At 72.8% G+C, this 22,373-nt stretch carries 18 protein-coding genes; 8 read left to right on the top strand and 10 right to left on the bottom strand.

Annotated elements, in window-relative coordinates:
* Window positions 1-85: 85 nt before the first annotated feature.
* Entirely contained in the window at window positions 86-775 is a 690-nt protein-coding gene (locus FHX31_RS08160) for a DUF3159 domain-containing protein (RefSeq protein ID WP_013475988.1), read from the top strand.
* 288 nt (window positions 776-1,063) lie between these two features.
* On the opposite strand, the gene FHX31_RS08155 is transcribed toward FHX31_RS08160, so the two are convergent.
* Complete coding sequence (locus FHX31_RS08155) at window positions 1,064-3,961, bottom strand: glycoside hydrolase family 48 protein (RefSeq protein WP_184977762.1); 2,898 nt, start codon at window positions 3,959-3,961, stop codon at window positions 1,064-1,066.
* A gap of 852 nt (window positions 3,962-4,813) precedes the next feature.
* On the opposite strand from FHX31_RS08155, the gene FHX31_RS08150 reads away from it, so the two are divergent.
* On the top strand, window positions 4,814-6,307 hold the full coding sequence (locus FHX31_RS08150; RefSeq protein WP_184975674.1) for a GH1 family beta-glucosidase: 1,494 nt from the start codon (window positions 4,814-4,816) through the stop codon (window positions 6,305-6,307).
* 46 nt (window positions 6,308-6,353) lie between these two features.
* Here FHX31_RS08150 and FHX31_RS08145 read toward each other — a convergent pair whose 3' ends face one another.
* The 3 genes from FHX31_RS08145 to FHX31_RS08135 are packed head-to-tail and all read right to left on the bottom strand — an operon-like array spanning window position 6,354 to window position 10,832.
* Window positions 6,354-6,776 (bottom strand): roadblock/LC7 domain-containing protein, encoded by a 423-nt coding sequence (locus FHX31_RS08145; protein ID WP_013287300.1) that lies wholly within the window; start codon window positions 6,774-6,776, stop codon window positions 6,354-6,356.
* A complete protein-coding gene (locus FHX31_RS08140) occupies window positions 6,773-9,430 on the bottom strand; it encodes a sensor histidine kinase (RefSeq protein ID WP_013475985.1) in 2,658 nt (885 codons plus the stop codon). Before FHX31_RS08140 ends, FHX31_RS08145 begins: the two co-directional genes overlap by 4 nt.
* A gap of 31 nt (window positions 9,431-9,461) precedes the next feature.
* Window positions 9,462-10,832: an FGGY family carbohydrate kinase gene (locus FHX31_RS08135; RefSeq protein ID WP_013287302.1), complete on the bottom strand. Its 1,371-nt coding sequence runs from the start codon at window positions 10,830-10,832 to the stop codon at window positions 9,462-9,464.
* 259 nt (window positions 10,833-11,091) lie between these two features.
* Between FHX31_RS08135 and FHX31_RS08130 the strand changes: the two genes are divergently transcribed.
* On the top strand, window positions 11,092-13,011 hold the full coding sequence (locus FHX31_RS08130; RefSeq protein ID WP_114920906.1) for a chorismate-binding protein: 1,920 nt from the start codon (window positions 11,092-11,094) through the stop codon (window positions 13,009-13,011).
* A 66-nt stretch (window positions 13,012-13,077) separates the two neighbouring features.
* On the opposite strand, the gene wrbA is transcribed toward FHX31_RS08130, so the two are convergent.
* Window positions 13,078-13,695, bottom strand: coding sequence for an NAD(P)H:quinone oxidoreductase (wrbA, locus tag FHX31_RS08125; protein ID WP_013287304.1), 618 nt, complete (start codon window positions 13,693-13,695; stop codon window positions 13,078-13,080).
* An 85-nt stretch (window positions 13,696-13,780) separates the two neighbouring features.
* On the opposite strand from wrbA, the gene FHX31_RS08120 reads away from it, so the two are divergent.
* On the top strand, window positions 13,781-14,272 hold the full coding sequence (locus FHX31_RS08120) for a GNAT family N-acetyltransferase (protein WP_091331235.1): 492 nt from the start codon (window positions 13,781-13,783) through the stop codon (window positions 14,270-14,272).
* Between the two features lie 202 nt (window positions 14,273-14,474).
* Complete coding sequence (locus FHX31_RS08115; RefSeq protein WP_083395327.1) at window positions 14,475-15,578, top strand: winged helix DNA-binding domain-containing protein; 1,104 nt, start codon at window positions 14,475-14,477, stop codon at window positions 15,576-15,578.
* A gap of 105 nt (window positions 15,579-15,683) precedes the next feature.
* On the opposite strand, the gene FHX31_RS08110 is transcribed toward FHX31_RS08115, so the two are convergent.
* Genes FHX31_RS08110 through FHX31_RS08095 form a run of 4 tightly spaced genes read right to left on the bottom strand, consistent with a single transcriptional unit; the run spans window position 15,684 to window position 20,021 of the window.
* Complete coding sequence (locus FHX31_RS08110) at window positions 15,684-16,892, bottom strand: ABC transporter ATP-binding protein (protein ID WP_013287307.1); 1,209 nt, start codon at window positions 16,890-16,892, stop codon at window positions 15,684-15,686.
* Window positions 16,893-16,901: 9 nt separating this feature from the next.
* On the bottom strand, window positions 16,902-17,738 hold the full coding sequence (locus tag FHX31_RS08105) for a carbohydrate ABC transporter permease (protein ID WP_013287308.1): 837 nt from the start codon (window positions 17,736-17,738) through the stop codon (window positions 16,902-16,904).
* A gap of 1 nt (window position 17,739) precedes the next feature.
* Entirely contained in the window at window positions 17,740-18,741 is a 1,002-nt protein-coding gene (locus FHX31_RS08100) for a carbohydrate ABC transporter permease (RefSeq protein WP_013287309.1), read from the bottom strand.
* Window positions 18,738-20,021, bottom strand: coding sequence for an ABC transporter substrate-binding protein (locus tag FHX31_RS08095; protein WP_030272752.1), 1,284 nt, complete (start codon window positions 20,019-20,021; stop codon window positions 18,738-18,740). Before FHX31_RS08095 ends, FHX31_RS08100 begins: the two co-directional genes overlap by 4 nt.
* A 397-nt stretch (window positions 20,022-20,418) precedes the next feature.
* Between FHX31_RS08095 and FHX31_RS08090 the strand changes: the two genes are divergently transcribed.
* From FHX31_RS08090 to FHX31_RS08080, 3 genes are all read left to right on the top strand, one after another.
* On the top strand, window positions 20,419-20,850 hold the full coding sequence (locus FHX31_RS08090) for a RusA family crossover junction endodeoxyribonuclease (RefSeq protein ID WP_013287311.1): 432 nt from the start codon (window positions 20,419-20,421) through the stop codon (window positions 20,848-20,850).
* Between the two features lie 47 nt (window positions 20,851-20,897).
* Entirely contained in the window at window positions 20,898-21,173 is a 276-nt protein-coding gene (locus FHX31_RS08085) for a hypothetical protein (RefSeq protein ID WP_013287312.1), read from the top strand.
* Between the two features lie 71 nt (window positions 21,174-21,244).
* Window positions 21,245-21,526: an SCO0607 family lipoprotein gene (locus FHX31_RS08080; protein WP_225319692.1), complete on the top strand. Its 282-nt coding sequence runs from the start codon at window positions 21,245-21,247 to the stop codon at window positions 21,524-21,526.
* Between the two features lie 38 nt (window positions 21,527-21,564).
* Here FHX31_RS08080 and FHX31_RS08075 read toward each other — a convergent pair whose 3' ends face one another.
* Entirely contained in the window at window positions 21,565-22,266 is a 702-nt protein-coding gene (locus tag FHX31_RS08075) for an AMIN-like domain-containing (lipo)protein (protein ID WP_091331232.1), read from the bottom strand.
* Window positions 22,267-22,373 lie beyond the last annotated feature (107 nt).

Raw genomic sequence — 22,373 nt, 5'->3', positions numbered from 1 at the left:
CTTAACGGTAGGTCCGCTCCGGCGCGCGGCGGAGCGCCATCGGCGGCGGCGTACGGTGAGGCGGGCGATTTCGAGGAGGTGGCGCGTGACCGGCACGCCACAGCGGCAACCGGAGGACGGGCCGCGGCCGGAGTCGCTGGCCGACCTGCTCGGCGGCCGGCGCGGGGCGGTGGACGCGACGCTTCCCCCACTGGCGTTCGGGCTCGGCTGGGTGCTCGGCGGGCTGGGCGGCGGCGTGCTCGCAGCAGTGCTGACCGGCACGGCGGTGGCCGGCTGGCGGTGGCGGCGCGGCGACCGTCCCCGCTCGGTGCTGGTCGGGCTGCTCGCGGTCTGCGTGGCAGCGCTCATCGCGTTGCGCACCGGCAGGGCCGCCGACTTCTTCCTGCTCCAGATCGCCGCCAACACGGCAAGCGCGCTGGCCTGGGCGGTGAGCATCGTGGTGCGGTGGCCGCTGCTGGGTGTGGTGGTCGGCACGGCGCTGGGCCAGCGGACCCGGTGGCGGCGCGACCCGGCGCTGCTGCGGGCGTACGGCCGGGCCAGCTGGGTGTGGGCGGCCACCTACGTGCTGCGGGTCGCGGTGTTCGTCCCGCTGTGGCTGTACGGGCAGGTGGTCGCGCTCACCGTGGCGCGGGCGGCGCTGACCTGGCCACTGATCGCGGCGGCGCTGGCGGGGAGCTGGGTGGTGATCCAGCGCTCGCTGCCGGCCGGTCATCCGGGGCTGCGGCACCCGATGGACCCGGCGGGCACCGACGGTGTGGCGGCGCGCACAGAATAATGGAGAGGCCGCCACGGGGGGAGCGGCCTCTCCGTCAATTACGTTACTCCGTCCAGGGCCCGGATGTGATCCCGTGGACCGCTGAATTTTCCGTGCCTTTTCGCGCCATGGGTCGTCACCGGGCGGAGTGGTGGGCCGGCCGGTCCGCTGCGTCGGCCGGACGGCCGGCCCACCCGGCCTGACCGTGGGCGTCAGGCCGTTCGCCGACCCGGCCGCTCCGTTCCCCCATCGGCCGGGTCGGCCTCCTCCGCAGGCGGGCTCTCACCCGCCTGCGGAGGAGGGGTCACCTCACCCCTGCGGGAAGTAGGTGCCGTAGTCGGCGTACGCCATGGCGATGTCCGCCTGCGCCCAGAACCGGTGGTAGCTGAAGACCGGCTCGGGACCGCCGTCCAGGTACGCCTGCACCTTCGGCCAGTCCGGGTCGTTCTTGTAGAACGAGCGGATGTCCAGGAAGCTCTTGCCCGGGGCGATCGCGTCGCCGTTGGGCATCTTCCCGGTCCAGCCGTTGGGGATGTAGAGACCCTGGCCGTCGGCGGCGTTGTAGACGTCGTCGAAGCGCTTGTAGTCGCCGCGCTTCTCCGGCGTCGAGACGCCCTTGCTGTCGGCGGACGCCGAGAGCGCGTCCAGCAGGCCCTTGGCGGTGTTCTTCGCCGCGGTGTTGCCGGACTTGGCCGCGTACGCGATGAGCGTGCGGGCGTAGGCGCCGGCGACGCCGACGTCCTGACCCTTGACCGTCACCTCGACGTGCAGGTTGGTGTTCGGCTGCGGGCTGCTCGGGTTCCAGTTGGCCGGCTGGCCGGTCCACTTCATGTCCGACGGGATCGACCAGTTGGTGCCGACCGTGGTGTTGGCGATGGCCCACGGCACCCACTTGTCCAGCAGCGCCTTGGCCTTCGCGTTGCCGGTCTCCAGGTAGAGCTCGGCGATGCGCTGCATCGACCAGGCCTGCATGCCGAACCACTGGTTCGACGGCGGGTCGTTGTAGACCGGGTCGACGTCGTAGTACATGCCGTAGAAGGTGGCGGTGCCGGCCGGCGGCTGGGCGTAGCTGCCGTCCCAGCTGTTGGTGGCGCCACCGGCGATGCCGCCCTCGGCGGACTGGAGCCAGGTGTAGAACTCCAGCTGCCGGTCGAGGCTCTTCTGCCAGTCGGAGACCGCGGTCGGCGACTTCGGCTTCAGCTCCGCGACGTTGGTCATGGCCCAGGCCGCGAACGGGTTCTGGTAGCCGAAGTGGCTGTGGCTGGAGCCGATCCGCCACGACCAGTTCTGCGAGGCGTCGTACGCGCCGCCCCAGGCGTAGTACCAGGAGAGCAGGTAGTGCGCCGAGTCACGGCCGCTGCCGGCCGGGCAGGTGGACGCCCCGACGCAGTTGCCGATCTTCTTGAAGTACTTGTCGAACAGCGCGTAGCGCAGGTAGTCGCCCATCTTGGCGGCCTTCGCCACGGTGGCCGCCACGTCGGCCTGCTTGCCCTGCGCCTTGGCCCAGGTCAGCGCCCAGTAGGCGGCCTGGACGGCACGCGCGTCGGCGTCCGGGGCGTTGGTGTACTTCCACTGCTTGGCCGGGGCGCTGGACTCCTTGACGAACAGGTCCAGGTAGCCGTTCGGGCCGCCGTGCTTGAACGTGTCGCAGGACGGCTGCGGCACGGTCTCCCACACCGACTCCTGGGTGCCCCGCTGGAACGTGTTGATGTACGCAGGCCGGGTGGTGCCGTCGCCGCAGCGGCCGTAGCCGTAGGTGTTGTCCACGTCGAGCAGCCAGTGCATGCCGTAGATGTCACCGGTGCCGTAGGTGGACTGCAGCTCCGAGCGCAGCGGATCCTGGCCGACCGGGACGCTGGCCTCCAGCGCCGACGGGTACTGGCTGGGCAGGTTGTGCTCGGCGGCGTACTGCGGGGTGCCGGGCGAGCCGGCCGTCGCCTGGTCGGCGTGCGACGGGATGATGTACTTCTCCATCACCGTCCAGGCGTTGTTGAACGGGGCCCAGTTCTGGGTGACCCGGCCGTACTGCGCCTCCAGCCAGAGCCAGAAGCTGAACGCCTCCGAGGTGGTCTCGTGGCCGTGGTCGGGCGCCTCGACGATCAGCGTCTCGATCGAGTGGTACGGCACGCCCTCGGGGCTGAAGTAGCCCGAGTTCTTGATCTTGCCGTACTGGTCGAGGAACTTCTTGATGTAGGCGTTGTCGCCGCCGGGGGTGTCGTTGTCCGCCTCGGTGGCGACGACGGAGATCGGGGCGTAGCCGGTGGCAGACGCGGTGATGGTGGCGGTGCCGCCGGCCGTGTCGGAGTCCTCCGCGGCCGAGACCGTGGCGGTGACGCCGGTGCTCCAGTTGCTCGACGTGAGCGTCAGCGTGGACGGCGAGACGGTGATGTCGCTGTCACCGGTGACGGCGAGGGTCACCGGCACGTTGGCGGTGGGCGCCGCGCTGAGCGTGTACCGGACCGTGGCGCTGCCGCCCTCGGCGACGGTGACCGCCGACGGGCTGGCGACCAGCTTCGGCCCGCTCGCCGCGGTGACCGTGAACGACTTCTCCGAGACGGCCGTGCCGCCCGCGTTGTCGTACGCCTTGGCCTGCACGGTGTAGCTGCCGGCCGGCAGGTCGAGCAGGTCGTAGCCGTACGGCGCGGTGGTGTCGGTGTTGACCAGCAGGCCGTTGCGGTAGAACTCGACCTTGCTGATGGTGCCATCGGTGTCGCTCGCGGTCGCGGTCAGCGGCACGTCCGCCGGCGCCTCGAACGGGCCGGACGGCACGCTCAGGGAGACCGTCGGCGGCTGGTTGGTCTGCGCGCCGTTGCAGGCGACCCCGTTGAGGGTGAACGCGGTGGGCTTCGGGTTGCTGCCGCTGAAGCTGCCGTTGAAGCCGATGCTGGTGGACGCGCCGGTGGGCAGGCTGCCGTTCCACGACTCGTTCGTCGCGGTCACCTCGCTGCCGGATTGGCTCCACCGGGCCGACCAGCCCTGAACCACGCGCTGGCTGCTGTTCGGGAAGGCGAACTTCAGCGACCAGTTGTTCAGCGCGTCGCCCAGGTTCTTGATGGTGACGTTGGCGGTGAACCCGTTGTTCCAGTCGCTCGTCGCATACGTCACGTCGCAGGCGGGCGCGGCCTGGGCGGCGCCCGCGGGCAGGGCCACCCCGCCTATGACGAGGGCGGTGGCGGCGACCATCGCCGTGCGGCGACGTCTGGCCAGAAGTCTCATGTGGGCGGTGTCTCCTCGGACCGGGCCGGGACCGTGGGCCCCGGCGGGGCGCCTCCACGCGCCGACGGGGCGTACGCGGGGGGACGGAGGCGTCCGGAAAGGTGGTCGTCCCGGCCGTGCCGGGGATCGGGGCGCCGCACCGGTTCGTCACCGGGTGCCCTCGGCGGCCCGCGCTCGCGTTCACTGGCTCCGCGTGGCGTGACGAGAGTGTGACATGGAAGCGCTCCCACCACAACGGCCAGCGCAGATACGCGCTTCCATGTTTCGATCTCGTTTAGGGGCTTTTCCAAACCCGTGACGGGCGTTACAGTCGCAGCATCGCCGATGGGAGCGCTTCCATCGACGGTGATACAAGTACTGGATCGCCGGGTGCACCCGTGCCCGGCGCGGCCCAGAGGCCGACGGCGGACCAGCCCGGACGCCGCCGCCGGCCGTCACCCGCCAGACGGAGGGAGGTGGAACCAGAGCCACTCGCGTGGCCCGGCTCCCGCGCGACGCGCACGACGGACGCCAATTCCACTTCGTGCGTGTGTGCACCATGGTTGGGGACGGGGGTTGCCCTCCCCCGTCCCCACACTAAACCCCCGTTGTCGACGGCAAAAGAGGCCGACGGGACAGGCGTGACACGCCACCCGGACGGCCTTTCTCGCTATCCGCCCCACCCCTCGCCGCTCACGCCGCCGCGAGCGACGTTCCCGAGCGACGCCCCCGCCCACCCACTTTCCGGCCGCCCGCCGGCCGCGCCGCACCTCGCCGCGACCGCCGGATCGGGGCCGGCCGCTCCCTGGCTATGATGGGAGCGCTCCCGGCCCAGGGCGGCCCGTCACTCCGAGGAGAAACCTCATGTCGTTACTCACCCGACGGCGCCTGCTCCGCCGCGCCGCCCTGTCCGCGACCGCGGCCGGCGCGGCCCGGACCGGGCTCGCCGGCACCACCGCGGCGGGGGTCGCCGCATCCACAGTCGCGCTCGGCGGCTGCGACAGCCCGCCCGAGCGCACCACCGACCCGGAGCCGGACCGCGGGCTGCGTTTCCCGGACGGCTTCGCCTGGGGTGCGGCGACCTCGGCGTACCAGATCGAGGGGGCCGCGAAGGAGGACGGGCGGGGTGAGTCCGTCTGGGACACCTTCAGCCGCACGCCGGGCCGGATCCGCAACGGCGACACCGGCGACGTCGCGGCCGACCACTACCACCGGTACGCCCAGGATCTGGACCTGATGCGCGACCTCGGGCTGCGCAGCTACCGCTTCTCCATCTCCTGGCCCCGCATCCAGGCCGACGGCTCCGGCCGCCCCAACCAGCGCGGCCTCGACTTCTACCGCCGCCTGGTGGACGGGCTGCACGAGCGCGACATCGCGCCGATGGCCACGCTGTTCCACTGGGACCTCCCCCAGGCCCTCCAGGACGCCGGCGGCTGGGAGAACCGGGACACCGCCGAGCGCTTCGCCGAGTACGCCGACGAGGTGTTCCGCGCCCTCGGCGACCGGGTGCCGGTCTGGCTGACCGTCAACGAGCCGAAGACCGTGGTGCAGAACGGCTACATCTGGGGCCACCATGCGCCGGGCATCCGCGACGAGGACGCGGCGTACCTGGTCGCCCACCACCTGCAGCTCGCCCACGGCCTCGCCGTGCAGGCGCTGCGCGCCACCGGCCTCACCGGCCGGATCGGCCCGGCGCTCAACCTGCACCCCTGCTACCCGGCCGACGACTCCGCCGAGTCGGCCGCCGCGACCCGGCTCCACGACGGCTACGAGAACCGCCTCTACCTCGACTCGATCTTCAAGGGCGCGTACCCGCAGGACGTGGTGGACGACCTCGGCCCGGACAGCCGGATGGTCCGCGGCGTCCGCGACGGCGACCTGAAGATCATCTCCAGCCCGGTCGACCTGCTCGCCGTGCAGTACTACACGCCGATCTACGTCACCGGCGACGGCGGCACGGTCCGCAAGTGGCCCACCTCCGAGGCGGAGTGGCAGCAGATCTACCCGGAGGGCATGTACGACATCCTGACCCGGGTCACCCGCGACTACGGCCGGGTGCCGATCACCATCACCGAGAACGGCCTGCCCTGCCCCGACGTGCCCGGCCCGGACGGCAACGTCGACGACGCCGGGCGGGTCGCCTTCCTGCGCGACCACTTCGCCGCCGCGCACCGGGCCGTCGGCGACGGGGTGCCGCTGGAGAGCTACCACGTCTGGTCGCTGCTGGACAACTTCGAGTGGGCCGAGGGGTACGAGCAGCGCTGGGGCCTGGTCTACGTGGACTACGCGAGCCAGCGGCGGGTGCTCAAGCGCAGCGCCCACTGGTACCGCGACGTGATCCGCCGCAACGGTCTGTAGGCCACGGCTGCCCGGCCGGCGCGACGCCGGCCGGGCACCGGTCACCTCAGCGCGGCAACGCCTGCTGGAGTTCGGCGCGCAGCGCCGGGGTGAGCATCTCGCCCGCCTGCTTGGCCAGCCGCGCCATCTCGTAGCCGACCACGCCGATGTCGGCGTCCGCCCCGGCCAGCGTGGCCAGGATCGAGCCGTCCCGGATCTGCATCACCAGGAAGTAGCCGCGCCCCATCTCGACCACCGTCTGCTTGACGACGTCACCGTCGAACATCTGGGCCGCCCCGGCGGTGATGCTCATCAGGCCGGAGGTCACCGCGGCGAGCTTGTCCGCGTGGTCGCGCGGCAGGTGCGCCGAGATCGCCACCAGGAGGCCGTCGGAGGACACCACCACCGCGTGCGCCACCCCCGGAACCCGCTCGGCGAACGCGTTCACCAGCCAGCTCAGGTCGCGTGCCTCCTGGCTCAACGTCGTCACTGTCGTCGTCCTCCTTCATCGCGCGGCAGGTACATCTCGGTGGTCTCCTCGGCCTCGGCCCGCCGTACCCCGCTGTAGAGGCGCGACAGCATGCCGCCGACCGCCTCCGGGTCCGGCTCGTGCCGCACCGCCGGACGGTCGGCCGGGGCGGCCGAGGCGAGCTGGGCCATCGGAACGCGTACCGGCAGGCCCCGCTCGTTCGTCCCTCCGGTCACCGGCGTCGCCGCCGGTGCCGGCGTCACACCCGGCGCCGGCGCGGCCGGGCCCTGCCGGCTGAACCACCCGCCGCCGGCCGCGCCGGCGTCCGGCGTGAGCACGTCCTCGGCCCGTCCCGGGCGGGGACGCGGCACGGTCACCGGCGCGGCGGCCGGCACCGGCGCGGCGGCCCCGGCATCCGTCCCGTCACCCAGCGGCCGCCCGGTCAGCGGGGACATCGGCAGCGCCGCGGGCCGGCCCGGCGCCGGACGCCAGCCGGCCACCGGCAGCTCGGCGGTCGCCGCGGCGAGCGCACCGGACGCGGCGACCGGGCCGGTGAGCGCCGGCTGCGACGTCCCGCGCGCGAGCCGGGCCGGCGTCGCCTGGACCACCTCCGGCGCGGGCGCCTCGGCCAGCAGCTCGACCGGGATCCGCACCCGGGCCACCAGGCCCTCCCGGCCCGCGCTCAACCGCACCCGTACGCCGTGCCGGGCGCTGAGGTGGCTCACCACGAACAGACCCATCCGTTCCGAGGCCGACACGTCGGCGGCCGGCGGCTCGGCGAGCACCGCGTTCGCCTCGGCCAGCGCCGACGGGCTCATGCCCAGCCCTTCGTCGACGATCTGCACGAGCGCGCCCCGGCCGTCGGGCTCGACGACCACCCGCACCGCGGTGTCCGGGCGGGAGAAGGCGGTGGCGTTCTCCAGCAGCTCCGCGAACAGGTGCACCAGGTCGCCCACCGCGTGCCCGACGACGTGCAGGTCGGTCCGGTTCTCGTGGCGCACCCGCTGGTACTGCTCGATCTCCGCGCTCGCGGCCAGCAGCACCGCGCCCAGGCCCACCGGGCGGTTCCACCGCCGGGTCGACTCCGTGCCCGCGAGCACCAGCAGGCTCTCGTCGTTGCGGCGCATACGGGCGGCGAGGTGGTCGAGCTTGAACAGGTTCTCCAGCTGTTCCGGGTCGCTCTCCTCGCGTTCGAGTTCGTCGAGCAGTTCCAGTTGCCGCTCGACGAGCACCTGGCTGCGCCGGGCCAGGTTGACGAACATGGCGTTGACGTTGCGCCGCATCATCGCCTGCTCGACCGCCACGTCGACGGCGCTGCGGTGCACCGCCACGAACGCCTCCGCCAGCTCGCCGATCTCGTCCTGCGAGTCGATCACCGAGGGCGGTACGTCGATCGCGCCGATCGGGCGGTCCACAGTGCGCAGCCGTTGCAGTGTCAGCGGCAGGTCCACCTGCGCGATCCGCAGCGCCTGGCCGCGCAGCTGCCGCATGGCGCGGGCCACCGACCGGCCGACCAGCAGCGAGATCAGCACCGCGACCAGGAGCACAGTGGCGATCCCGCCGGCCACCAGCAGCGTGTCGCGCAGCTGGCGGGCGCTGGCGTCGTCGGCCTGGCGTACCGCGTCGGCCACGATCTCGCTCTCCAGCTGGCGGAACAGCTCCTGCCGCTGCTCGCTGGCCGCCCACCACTGGGTCGCGTCGAGCAGGACCGGCTTCGCGTCACCGCCGGGCAGCGTCCGCTCCTCCAACCGGGTCGCGGCGACGAAGGCCGGGTCGACCGAGGTGCGGTCGTAGCGGCGGATCTGGTCGGCGGTCGCCGCGACCCGGAACGCGCCGAGCGCGGTGAGCTGCTGGGCCCGCAGGTCGCTGAGCGTCACCTGGTCGTCGGCCTCGTACCGGCCGGACCGGGCGGCGGCGTAGAGCTCGGCGCGGATGCGGGAGGACAGCTCCTTCACCCGGGACAGCTGCACGTACCGCAGCACCGCCTCGGTCAGCTCCTGCCGGCCGCTGCCGGGCGACGGCTCGGCCAGCAGGCTCAGCAGCGCCGCGATCGACCGGTGGTAGTTGCTCAGCACGGTGTCGCTGGAGAGCACCGCCGGCGCCACCGCCGCCCGGATGTTCACCACCTGGTCGTACGCCTCGAGCGCCTCGGAGTAGGAGACCCGCCAGGCGGCGTCCGCGTCGGCCAGCGGCGCGGCGGCGGCGCGCAGCTCGGCCATCGCCCGGTCGGTGGCCTCCTGGAGCGGCTTGAGCGCGGCGACCGCGGCGTCCCGGTCCGCGCCGGTGCCGGCGCGGCGCAGCGCGGCCAGTTCGCCCGCGGTGCGGTCCCGTTCGTGCTGGAGCCGGTCGACGGCGGTGGAGATCTGCCGGCCGATGCCGACCTGCTCGGCGAAGGCGCTCAGCGTGGTGGTCTGCCCGACCAGCCCCCGGGTCTGGATGCCGGCCAGGACGAGGAACGCCAGAGAGGGGATCACCAGCACCGTGGCGAGCTTGGTTCCCATCCGCCAGTCCCGCAGCCGGAACCCGGAGCGCCGCCGGTGCGGCGCAGGGGCCGCACCGCGAGCCGGGTCGGGAGCTGCGCCCACGGTTGCCTCCTCGTCCCGCCCCACCACGTCGGGGAGCGGAGTCCATCCAATCAGGCCGTCGGTCGGTGTCAACGGCCGCCCGGACGGCATGACCAGGACGGTCAGCGCCTCGGGTGGACGGTCACGCGTGCGAGGCGGCCTCGTCCGTCCGGCCGATCCCGGCGATCTCGTCCGCCTCCGTGAGCCGGCCGAGCGCGACGAGCGCGGCGCCGGTGGCGCCGATCTCCGGGTTGCGTTGCCAGCACACCCGGCGGGGCGCGAGCACGTCGAGGAACGCCCCGCGCCACCACGGCGAGGCGGTCAGCGCCCCACCGCCGAGGATCACCTCCATCGGCTCGCCGATACCGGCCTCCAGCAGCGTCAGGTCGTCCGCGACGAGCCGGCACAGGCCGCTCATCAGCCCGGCCAGGATGTCCACGGCTGTGGTGCCGAAGCTGAGCCCGCGCAACTCCCCCGAGCCCGCCGGGGCGACCCCCGGTGGCCGGTCGCCGCCGAAGCGGGGGTTCGCCCGCACCGAACCGGCGACGCGATCGAGCGCCGCCTCCAGCTCCGTGCCCTCCGGCAGCCGCAGCTCGCGCGCCGCCCAGGCGAACAGGTTGCCGCCGCTGGAGTACGCCGCGCCGGTCACCACGTGGTTGTGGTCGACCCGGTACCGCCAGAGCTGCTCCGGCAGCGGCGGCGGCTCCGCACCGGCCGGCACGGCCTGGATCATGCGGACCGCCGCGGAGGTGCCGACTGTCACCGCCGCGCGGGTCGGGTCGACGCAGCCCGAGCCGACGTTGGCGGCCGCGCCGTCGCCGACCGGCGGCGCCCACCGCGCGCCGGCCAGCTGCGGCCAGCGCCGCGCGTACGCCGCGTTCAGCCGGCCGTGCCAGCCGTCCGGGGCCAGCCGCAGCATCTGATCCGGGCGTACGCCGGCCAGCTCGCACGCCTCCGGATCCCAGTCCAGGCGGCGCAGATCGAGCAGCCCGGTGCCGGAGGCCAGCGAGATCGACATCGGCGCGTCGTCGAGCAGCGTGCCGAGCACGTACTCGGCGAGCCCCGTGAAGCGGGCGGACCCGTCGACGCGCTCACGCAGCCAGGGCAGCCGCACCGACCAGTAGCAGCGGTGCCACCAGGTGCCGGTACGCCCGTGGAAGTCCGCCGGGTCGGCCGGCCCGGTCGCTCCGGGAAGCGGCTCCGGCCGGGTGTCCAGCCAGGTCAGCACCGGCCCCGACGGTGTGCCGTCGGGTGCCACCGGCAGCACCGAGTGCCACTGCGCGGAGGTGGCCACGAGGTCCACGTCCCGCAGGTGCCCGCCGGCGGCCAGCTCGTCCAGGCACTCCACCAGGCACGCCAGGTAGGCCGGGCCGTCGAGCGTCCCGCTGCCGTCGTCCCCGGTGACCAGGCGCACCCGGCGCCGGGCCAGCGCGCCCGGGCGCGGCACGGCGTCCGCGTCGAGCACCAGGCCGCGCACCGAGGAGGTGCCCAGGTCCAGAGCGAGAATGTCCATCGCCGGTCAACCTACCCGGCGGGACCGGCGGTCACGCCAAGATCCGTACCCGGTGACGCGCGATCGGGTTCCACGGCGCCTGCCGATCGCGTACAGTGATCGTCATGCCCGCGCACCTGTCCTGCTGGTGGCCCGCCGACCCGGCGGCCCACCCCCGCGCGTAGCTTCCCCACGCGGCCGCCCGACGAGGCGGCCGCCGGTCTTCCCCGGCATCCCGGGTCGCCTTCACCGGCGGCCACCGGCCCACCGAGGAGACCCGATGACCCGCCTGTCCGACCCGCTCGCCGCCGTCGCGGCCGGCCGCGACCCCGGCCCGTTCGCGCTCGTCCGCCGCGAGGGCGCCGACCACGTCGACCTGTTCACCGGCCCGGTACGCACCGCCGGCCAGCTCGCCGACCTGCCGCTGCCCGAGGACGGCGCCGGTCCGCACACGCTGGCCCTGGTGCCGTTCCGGCAGGTCACCGAACGCGGTTTCGAGTGCGTCGACGACGGGCTGCCGCTGGAGTTCCTGGCGGTCGAGGCACACCGGCGGATACCGCTGGCCGAAGTGCTCGACGACCTGCCCGACGCCGAGGTACGCACCCGCGACGCCGGCTTCGACATCGCCGACGACGAGTACGCGGCGATCGTGGAGCGGGTGCTGGCCGACGAGATCGGCCGGGGCGAGGGGGCGAACTTCGTCATCCACCGCACCATGCGCGCTGCAGTGCAGGGCGACCCGCTTGCGGCGGCCCTGGCCGCGCTGCGCCGGCTGCTGCTGCGCGAACGGGGCGCGTACTGGACGTTCCTGGTGCACACCGGCACCCGCATCCTCGTCGGCGCCAGCCCCGAGCGGCACGTCAGCGTCGCCGACGGGCTGGTCGAGATGAACCCGATCAGCGGCACGTTCCGGCACCGGGGCGAGACCGTCGACCGGGCTGAGCTGCTGCGCTTCCTGCACGACGAGAAGGAGGTGGAGGAGCTGTACATGGTGCTGGACGAGGAGCTGAAGATGATGGCCGTGGTCGCCGAGCACGGCGGCCAGGTGGTCGGGCCGTACCTGAAGGAGATGGCGCACCTGGCGCACACCGAGTACCTGCTGGCCGGGCGCTGCTCCCGGGACGTACGCGACGTGCTGCGGGAGACCATGTTCGCGCCCACCGTCACCGGCAGCCCGATGGAGAACGCCTGCCGGGTGATCGCCCGGCACGAGCGCACCGGCCGGCGCTACTACGCCGGGGTGCTCGCACTGCTGGGCCGCGACGAGCAGGGCCGGCAGACGCTGGACGCGCCGATCCTGATCCGTACCGCCGAGATCTCCCCCACCGGCGCGCTGCGGGTGCCGGTCGGCGCGACGCTGGTCCGGCACTCGACCACCGCCGGGGAGGTGGCCGAGACGCACGCGAAGGCCGCCGGTGTGCTGGCCGCGCTGGGTCTCGGCCCGGACGCGCCGCGCTCCGCCGGCGAGCCGGCCGTCCGGTACGCCGACGACCCCGAGGTACGCGCCGCGCTGGCCGCCCGCAACGCCCCGCTGGCCCGGTTCTGGCTGGAGCAGCGGGAACCGGGCGCGCTCGCGCTGCGCGGGCTGGCCGGGCGCCGGGCGCTGATCGTCGACGGCGAGGACACGTTCACCGGCATGCTGGCCCACCAGCTCGGCGCGCTGGGCCTGGCGGTGACCCGCCGGGACTGGCCGGACCCGGGCCCGCTGGACGGCTACGACCTGGTGGTGGTCGGCCCCGGGCCGGGTGACCCGCGGGACGCGACCGCGCCGAAGATGGTGGCGCTGCGGACGCTGCTGACCGAGCTGCTCGCGTCCGGCCGGCCGACGCTCGCGGTGTGCCTGGGCCACCAGTTGCTCGCCGGGCTGCTGGGCCTGCCGCTGCACCGCCGCGACGCGCCGTACCAGGGGTTGCCGCGGGACGTGCCGGTGTTCGGGACGACCCGCCGGGTCGGGTTCTACGCCAGCTTTACCGCGCTCGCCGACGCGGACCGGGTGGCCGGCCCGTACGGCCCGGTCGAGGTGTCCCGCGACCCGGCCGACGGCGCGGTGCACGCGCTGCGCGGCGCGGGCTTCGCCGGGGTGCAGTTCCACCCGGAGTCGGTGCTCAGCCAGGACGGTACGAGGGTCCTGGCGGACCTGCTCGGGCATCTGCTCGACCGGCCGGCGCTGAGCGCGCATGGAGCGGCCGATCGCGGGTAGGGCTCTGGCGACCGGTGGTCCGGACGGGTTCGAGAGCCCCCGTCCGGCCACCGGTCACCAGTCGGGTCAGCCGGCCATGCCCCGCTTCAGCGCGGCGCCCATCAGCACGGCCCGCTTGGCGGTGAGCGCGGTGGCCGCCAGTGCCACGTGGTCCGGTGCGACCTCACCGTTGTTGCTGGTGTGCGAGGCGCCGTACGGGTTGCCGGCGACGAACTGGCTCGGGTCGGTGTAGCCGGGGGTCACCACGATGCCGCCCCAGTGGTAGAAGACCGTGTACAGCGACAGCAGCGTCGCCTCCTGGCCGCCGTGCAACGTGGCGGTCGAGGTGAACCCGCTGTAGACCTTGTCGGCGAGCGCGCCCGCTGCCCAGAGCGGTCCGGTGGTGTCGATGAACTGCTTGAGCTGGGCGGCGATCATGCCGTACCGGGTCGGCGAACCCATGATGACCACGTCGGCCCAGGACAGGTCGTCCGGCTGCGCCTCCATCACGTCCTGGGTCTCCAGCCGGTGCGCCTGCCAGCCGGAGTTGGAGCGGATCGCCTCGTCGGGCGCCAGCTCACGTACCTTGCGCAGACGCACCTCGGCGCCGGCCTCGCCCGCCGCCTCGACCGCCGCCTGCGCCATCTGGTAGGTGATGCCGGTCGCGCTGTAATAGATCACCGCGACCTTGACCTGGCCATCCATCAGACGTTCCCTCCTCGTTTCGGGTCAGCTCCGGCGACTACCCGTTACTTGTTCCGTCAAACTCCGGGCGTGGCATGCTCTCCGGGTGGAGATCCGCACCGCCACGCCGGCCGACTGGCCGCTGATCTGGCCGTTCCTGCGTGCGATCGTGGCGGCCGGCGAGACGTACACCTGGCCCCGGGACGTCACGGAGCAGCAGGCCCGCAGGCTCTGGATGCCGGCCCCGCCGGCGCGGACGGTGGTCGCGGTGGCGCCGGACGGCACGGTGCTCGGCTCGGCCAAGCTGGCGCCCAACCAGGGCGGTCCCGGCGACCACGTGGCGAACGCCTCGTTCATGGTCGCCCCGGCCGCCGCCGGGCGCGGCGTCGGCCGGGCGCTGGCGGCGTACATGCTCGACGCGGCCCGGGCCGACGGCTACCGCGCCATGCAGTTCAACGCCGTGGTGGCCACGAACACACGGGCCGTCGAGCTGTGGCGGTCGCTGGGCTTCGAGGTGATCGGCCGGGTGCCGGAGGGCTTCCGGCACCCCACCCGGGGGTACGTCGATCTGCTGGTCATGTACCGGCGCCTGGACTGAGCCGGCTCAAGATTTGCGCAAGTTCCGCCGGCAACCGCTGTACCGGCCCAGCTCACACGGGATGCTGGTCGAACCGGCGCCGGCCGCAGCGGCCGCCCCCGCGCCGGGAACCTGAACGGGGGATCGCGCTGGTGTCGGCAGCGCCGCCGGCGCAGCGCGATCAGGGGCCGCGTTGTCGTACCCCGGGCCTACGCTGACGCCCGTGACCGTACGCCTCAACCGCGCCGAGGCGCTCGCGCTGCGCATGACCGGCCTGCTGTTGCGCCCGCACCCCACCACCCGCCCGCGGGGCGTCGCCGACGTGGTCGAGTGGTTCGGCGCCATGCAGGCGCAGGACGCGGCGAGCGGGCTGTGGTCGCTCGGCGTACGCCTTCCCGGCGCCACCCAGGACGACGTCCGCGCGGCGCTGGAGCGGCGCGAGGCGCTGCGCACCTGGCCGATGCGCGGCACCGTGCACCTGGTCCCGGCGCGCGACGCGCGGTGGATGCTGGAGCTGACCGGGGTGCGGACGCTTGTGGGCATCGCCGGTCGGTGGCGGCAGCTCGGGCTGACCGTCGCCGACGGCGAGCGGGCCTGTGACGTGCTGGGCGCGGCGCTGACCGGGGGCGGCCGGCTCACCCGCGCCCGATGCGTTGCCGCGTTGCGCGCCGCCGGGCTGGACACGGGCGATCAGCGCGGCTACCACCTGCTCTTGTTCACCAGCCTGCGCGGCGTCACCTGCATCGCCCCGCACGTCGGCACCGAGCAGACGTTCGCGCTGCTCGACGAGTGGGCGCCCGAGCCGCACCGCCCGGAGCGGGACGAGGCGCTGGCGTTGCTGGCGCACCGCTTCGTACGCGGCCACGGCCCGGTGAGCCGGCACGAGCTGGCCCGCTGGACCGGCCTGACCGTCACCGACGCGACCCGGGCGATCACGCTGGCCGGTGACCTGCTCGCCCCGGTCGAGGTCGACGGCGAGCCGGCAGTGGTCGACACCGCGCTGCTCGACGCGCCCCGCGCGCCGGTCGACGACCTGCACACGCTGCCCGGCTTCGACGAATACCTGCTCGGCTTCAAGGACCGCTCGCTGATGCTCGACCCGGCGCACGCCGCCGCCGTGGTCCCGGGCAACAACGGGGTGTTCCGGTCGACTGTGGTGCGCGGCGGGCGGGTGGTCGGCACCTGGACGCGGACGCTCGGCGCGAGGGCGGTGACGGTGAAGGTGCAGCAGCTCGTGCCGTTCGACGCCGCGCTGCGCGCCCGGGTGGACGCGGCGCTCACCGCTTACGCCCGCTTCCTCAGCCTGGAGCTGCGCCACTCCTGGTGACCACACCCCCGCGGACCGGGCACGCTGAGCGGAACGCCATGGGTGTCAAAGCGGTGCCGAAGCACCCATGGCGTTCCACTCAGCCCGATGAGGAGCGAGGGCGGATCAGTCGGCCAGCGCGCCGGCGGAGCGGCCCTCGTGCAGCGTCAGGTTGCGGCCGCTGCCCGGGTCGAACAGGTGGATCTTCTCCAGGTTGAACCACACCCGGCGGGACTCGCCCTCGCGTACCGGCGACTCCGCCGACAGCCGGGTGACCAGGTTCGACCCGGCGCCGGCGAAGTCCGCCGCACCCGTGTCGGCGGCCAGTTCCTCCAGCTCGGCGGCGGTGGCCCGCTCCCCCTCGACGGTGAAGTAGACGTACTTGTCCGAGCCCATCGACTCGACGATGTCCACCGGCGCCTCGAACTCCATGCCCCGGCGGCGGGTCTCGTCGTCGATCAGCGCCGCGTCCTCGAAGTGCTCCGGGCGGATGCCCAGGATCAGCTCCCGGGGCGCGTCGCCGCCTTCCAGCTCGCGGCGGATCCGGTCGCCGACCGGCACGTCACCGAGCGCGGTCCGCAGCCGGCCGTCCTCCACGACGGCGTGCACGAAGTTCATCGAGGGCGAGCCGATGAACCCGGCGACGAAGAGGTTGCGCGGGTGGTCGTACAGCTCCTGCGGCGGCCCGACCTGCTGCACCGCCCCGCCCCGCATGATGACCACCCGGTCGCCGAGCGTCATCGCCTCGGTCTGGTCGTGGGTGACGTAGACGGTGGTGGTGCCGAGCTGCTTCTGCAGCCGCGACACCACAGTGCGCATCTGCACCCGCAGCTTGGCGTCCAGGTTCGACAGCGGCTCGTCCATCAGGAACGCCTTGGGCTGCCGGACGATCGCCCGTCCCATCGCCACCCGCTGCCGCTGGCCGCCGGAAAGGTTGGCCGGCCTGCGGTCCAGCAGCGCGGTCAGCTCCAGCACCTTCGCCGCCTCGTCGACCTTCTGGTTGATGGTCTCCTTGTCCATCTTCGCCAGCCGCAGCGGGAACGCCATGTTCTCCCGCACGGTCATGTTCGGGTAGAGCGCGTACGACTGGAAGACCATCGCGATGTCGCGGTCCCGGGGCGCCTTGTCGTTGACCCGCTCGCCGCCGATGCGCAGCTCACCGGAGCTGATGTCCTCCAGCCCGGCGATCATGTTGAGCGTGGTGGACTTCCCGCAGCCGGACGGGCCGACCAGGATCACGAACTCGCCGTCGGCGATCTCCAGGTCGACGTCCTGTACGGCGGTGGTCCCGTCCGGGAACCGCTTGCTCACCTTGTCCAGCACGATGTCGGCCATTGCTACCACCTATCCCTTGACTGCGCCGGAGGTCAGACCGGAGACGATGCGGCGCTGGAAGAAGAGCACGAACAGGATGATCGGCACGGTGATCACCACGGCGGCGGCGCAGATCGCCCCGGTGGGGTCCTCGAACTGCGACTCGCCGGTGAAGAACTGCAGCGCCACCGGGACCGTGCGGGACCGCTCGGTCGAGGTGAGCGTGATCGCGAACAGGAAGTCGTTCCAGCAGAAGATGAAGACCAGGATGGCCGTGGTGAACACGCCGGGCGCGGCCAGCGGGGCGATCACCCGCCGGAACGCCTGTCCCTGGGTGGCGCCGTCCATCTTCGCCGCCTTCTCCAGGTCCCACGGGATCTGCTTGAAGAACGCCGACAGCGTGTAGATCGCCAGCGGCAGCGCGAACGTGATGTACGGCAGGATCAGTCCGGGCCAGGTGTCGAACAACCCGAGCTGCCGCTCGATCTCGAACAGCGGCGACACCAGCGACACCTGCGGGAACATCGCGATCAGCAGCGAGACTCCGACCAGCAGCTTCTTGCCGGGGAAGTCGAGCCGGGAGATCGCGTACGCGGCCATCGTCCCGAGCACCACGGCGATCGCGGTGGCGATCAGCGCGATGCCGATGGAGTTGACCAGGGCCCGGACGAACTGGTCGGTGTCGAAGATGGTCCGGTAGTTGTCGAGCGTCCACTCCCGCGGCCAGAACTTGCCGTCGGTGAGCGTGGCCGGGGTCTTGAACGACAGCGAGGCGATCCAGAGCACGGGGACCAGCGCGAAGACGACGACCACGACGTCCAGCAGGCCCCAGCGCAGCTTCGCCCGCGTGGTGGTTTCCACTGCCATGTCAGCGCCTCTCCCCATCGTCGCTGCCCGGGGCAGCGGTGCCGAACAGCTTCACGAACACGAAGGCGATGATCGCCACGGTGATGAAGATCAGCACCGACATCGTGGAGCCGATGCCGAGGTTCAGGCCCCGGATCAGGTTGTTGTAGGCGAGCATCGACACCGACGACGTCTCGTTGCCGCCGTTGGTGAGCACGAAGATGTTGTCGAAGACGCGGAACGCGTCGAGCGTGCGGAACAGCAGCGCGACCAGGATGGCCGGCTTCATCACCGGCAGCATCACCTTGGTGAACCGCTGCCACGCCGTCGCGCCGTCGGTGGAGGCCGCCTTGAGCAGGTCCTCCGGCACCAGCGCCAGCCCGGCCATCAGCAGCAGCGCCATGAACGGGGTGGTCTTCCAGATCTCCGCCAGCATGATGATCGCCAGCGAGCTGGCCCGCTCGGTCAGCGGGGCGCTGCCGTCGAACAGGTTCGCCAGGTAGCCGGTGCCGGGCGTCCAGGCGTACCGCCAGGAGAACGCCGCGACCACCGTGACGATGCCGTACGGGATCAGCGCCGCGGTGCGGACGATGCCGCGGCCGACGAGCGTCCGGTGCATGATCAGCGCAAGGCCCATGCCGAGCACCAGCTCGACCGCGACGGTGACCACCGTGATCAGCGCGGTCACCCCGAACGCGGTCCACCAGAAGTCGTTCGTCAGCACGGTGACGTAGTTCTCCAGGCCGACGAACTCCCGCTCGTCGGGGAAGCGCAGGTCGAAGCGCTGCAGCGACAGCCAGACCGAGTACAGGATCGGGTACGCGGTGACCAGCACCATGACCAGCGCGGCCGGCGCGCACAGCAGCAGGCCGAGGCGCCGCTCGGCGCGCTTGTTGTCACTCAGCGGGGCGCGGGAGCCGCGCCGGGACCGCTGCTCCGGTACGGCGGCGTGCCGGCCGCCGGGCTGCTCGGCCTCGGCCTCGGCGGCGGCCTGCGCGCCGGCCGGGGTGGCGTTCACGCTCATGGCAGAACCCCCTTGGACTCCAGCGCGTCGGAGATCGCCTTGCGCAGCTCGTCAGCGGTCTGCTCGGGCCGGATCGCCGACGGCGGCGACAGGATCGCCGACATCACCGTGGAGATGCTCTGGTACGCCGGGGTCAGCGGCCGCACCGCCGGCTCCTTCAGCTCCTCCAGGATGGTCTCCTTCATCGGGTACGCCTCGGTCATCTCCGGGTCGTCGTAGACGGCCTCGATGGTGGGCGGCACGCCGTCGTTGACGGCGGAGAACTTCTGGTTCTCGGCGTTACGCAGGCAGCGGGCCGCCTCGAACGACTCCTCCGGGTGCTTCGAGTAGGTGCTGACCGCCAGGTTGACCCCGCCGATGGTGACCTTGCTGGGGGTGCCCGGGTCGATGCCCGGCACCCGGGCCCACTTCACGTTCTTGGCCAGCTCGGGGTTGGCCTCCTGGAGCGCCGGATAGACGAACGGCCAGTTCACCTGGAACGCGCCCTTGCCGGACTGGAACTCCAGCCGCACCGGGTCCTCCAGCGCGTTGCTGAACGACGGCGAGGTCACGCCCGACGTGGCGAACTTCTTGAGCTGGTCGAGCGCGCGTACCGCGCCGGCGTCCATCTCCGCCTTCTTGCCGTCGTCACTGAGGATCTTGCCGCCGGCGCTCTCGGCGAGCGTGTTGTAGAGCACCACCAGGCCCTCGTACTGGGCGCCCATGGTCAGCACCTGGTACGGCTTGCCCTGCTCCTTGAGCTGCTGGGCGGCCGAGATCATCTCGTCCCAGGTCTTCGGCGGCTGCGACACCAGGTCGGACCGGTACCACAGCAGCTGCACGTTGGTGTTCTTGGGCGCGGCGTAGAGCTTGTCCTCGTACCGGGCGGTGTCCAGCGGGCCGCCCAGCGTGCCCTGCTCGACCTCGGCCTTGTCCTGGCCGGTCCACTCCCGGATCCACTTCGCGCTGGCGAACTCCTGGGTCCACGTGACGTCCAGGCCGAGCACGTCCATCCCGTTGTCCTGCGCGGCGAGCCGCCGCACCATCTGCACCCGCTGCTCGTCGGCCTCGCGCGGCAGCACCCGGTAGTCGATCCGGTACCGCCCCTGGGCCTGCGTGTTGCAGGTGTCGACGACCTTCTGCAGGTTCTGCTCCGGCGGGTAGTACAGGTTGATCGTGGGGACGCCGCCGTCGCCGCCGGATCCGCAGGCGGCCAGCGGGGCCACCAACGCGAGCGCGGCGGCCGCTGCCGCCGCGCGTCCGGCCGGCCGCCGTGCGGCCGTGTCGGGGACTGTCGTCATCACCCTCCCCCTCTCTTCGGCGAAGATCCGGGGAGTGAGCCGCGCCCCGGTGCACGGCGAGACGACCGGGGCATCGGCCCGATCGCCCGACGCCCCGGGCGTGTCGTGCGGCTGAACGTGCCCGACCTGCGACGGAGCGAAACATCACGGACATGTGACGGCGACGGCACGAACCGGGCCGGGGCGATCGACACGTCGTCCCACGTAGTGAAACGGCGAGGCTACCCAGCGTCAGCGGTCTGCACTAGCGTGGGGCTGGCTCCGTAGCCGGCGCGTCGCCGTCGACGCCGATGCGCCTCCGGCCGTCCCCCATCGCCCGCCCGATCGGTTGGTTCTGACGGGAAGTGCCGTGCGCGCGTTCCCCGGTTGGGCAGGATTCCCCCGAGGAGGTGCCGTCGTGCAGGACACCCGCGCTCTCGCCCTGACGTTCGAGGTGAGCGGCCTGCCCCCGGTCAAGACCGAGGCCCTGTCCATCTTCGCCGCCGGGCACCGGCAGGCGACGAGGGTCCGCACCCTGCTTCAGGCCGCCTGCACGGCGGCCCAGCGCACCGGGTGGACCCCGCTGACCGGGCCGGTCGAGGTGGACCTGACCCTGCGCTGTCCGCCCGGGCACCGTACCTCCGACGCCAGCACGCTGCTGGGCGGCGTGTGCGCGGTGCTCCAGGACAAGAAGCGGGTCTCCAGCATCGGTCTCGCCCACCTCGGGGTGCTGGTCGACGTCGCGCTCTGGTCCGACGACCGGCAGATCCGCCGGCTGTCGTACGTCGAGGAGCCGGCGGAGGATTTCTCGTATCGGGTCCGGGTGTCGGCCGTACCGACGATGGTTTGACCGACGTCCGCGGTGGGGTACCGCGGACGCCGAGGAAGGGAGTGCCGATGTCGGAGCCACACGTCACGCTCGATCCGAGCGGGCTCGACCCTGTGCAGCAGAAGCTGCGCGGCCCGCTTGAGGATCAGCTGACCTCGGCCCTCCAGGCGGCCGCCGACCGGGTCCGGGCCGGCTACGCGGGCGAGCCGGTGGAGGACGTCTGCCGTCGGTTGCTCGACGAGACCCGCTCCGGCCTGCACCCGGACATCGCGGCCGGCTTCCAGCCGGACATGGACGAGTTCTGCCGGGTGGCGGTGGCGATCGTGCGGGGCGAGCTGACCTGAGTCACCGACGTCACGAGAATTGAGTACCCGTACCGATGGCGGGGCCGCCCGCGGCGACGACAATTCTCCCCGTGCGAACTCGAATCATGGTCGTTCTTGCCGTCCTCGGGCTGGCCGGGCTGATGGCGACCACCGGTTGTTCCCTGCGGCAGAGCATCTGCGGCAGCGACGAGTACCCGGTGATCGCGGTCGGCCCGCAGGGCGGCAGTTCCTGCGTGCCGGACGGTGAGGAACCGACGCCGCCGTACGTGCGCTACCCGGAGGGCAAGGTGCCGAAGCACGTCGACGACGAGTGGGACGTCTACTGGCGTACCCACGGCATCGACGAGAACAACAACATCATCGACCGCTGACCCGTCGGCCCGCACCGGTCCCGCCGGTGCGGGCCGCGTCAGCTCCGCCGCACGTCGACCGAGACGACGTGCGTGCCGTCCGGGCGGTCGCCCTCCCCCAGCCGCACCGGCAGCCGGCCGCCTTCGGGCGGTCGCAGGCCGAGCCCGAAGCTGAGGTGCCCCTCGAAGTCGCCGGCCACGGCCCATCCGCGCAGCGTCGGGAAGCGGATGGCCGCCGGTGGCAGGTCCGCCGTACCGCCGCCGCGGGCGTCGTGCGCCTGGGCCGGCTCGAAACGCACCGACAGGTACGCCGTGCCGGGCAGCGCGACCGGTGCTCCACGCCCCTCGGTCACCACCTGCGGCACGTAGGCGACCTCGTAGGACGGTGTGGGTCCGCGGAAGGCGAACGTGATCCGGCTGAACCCCTCCGCCGGGTGGTCGCCGACGTCGACCGCCACCAGGACGGGCAGCGGTTCCCCGGGCGGCGGGGTGACCGGCACCCGTACCCGATGGGTCACCCGGGCGGGGCCGCCGGGCACCGCCCAGCCCCAGGTGACGCGCCAGGATCCGGCGGTCGACGCGGCCTCGGTCGGCACGGGCGGGGTGAACGTGGCTTCCGGCGCATCGGTCCCGGCCGGCGCGGACGCCGCCGCGACCGTCGGGGTGGGCGCCGGGGACGCGCCGTCGTGGCCGGTCGCCGTGCAGGCCGCCGCGAACAGCACGACCAGGCCGGCGAGCAGCGGTACGCGCTGAGGTGTCATGACTCAGTGTCGCTCCGTGACCGGCTCACGCACCAGAGGCGTCCCACCGGCAATCCGGGCGGCGGTGAGGGGTGCCGGACGGGTCAGGACCGGGTCCGCAACTCCCC

This window comes from Micromonospora sp. CNZ286 (genome assembly GCF_014207755.1).
The sequence above is the reverse complement of the archived record's forward strand: the minus strand, read 5'-3'. Positions and strand labels throughout refer to the sequence as shown.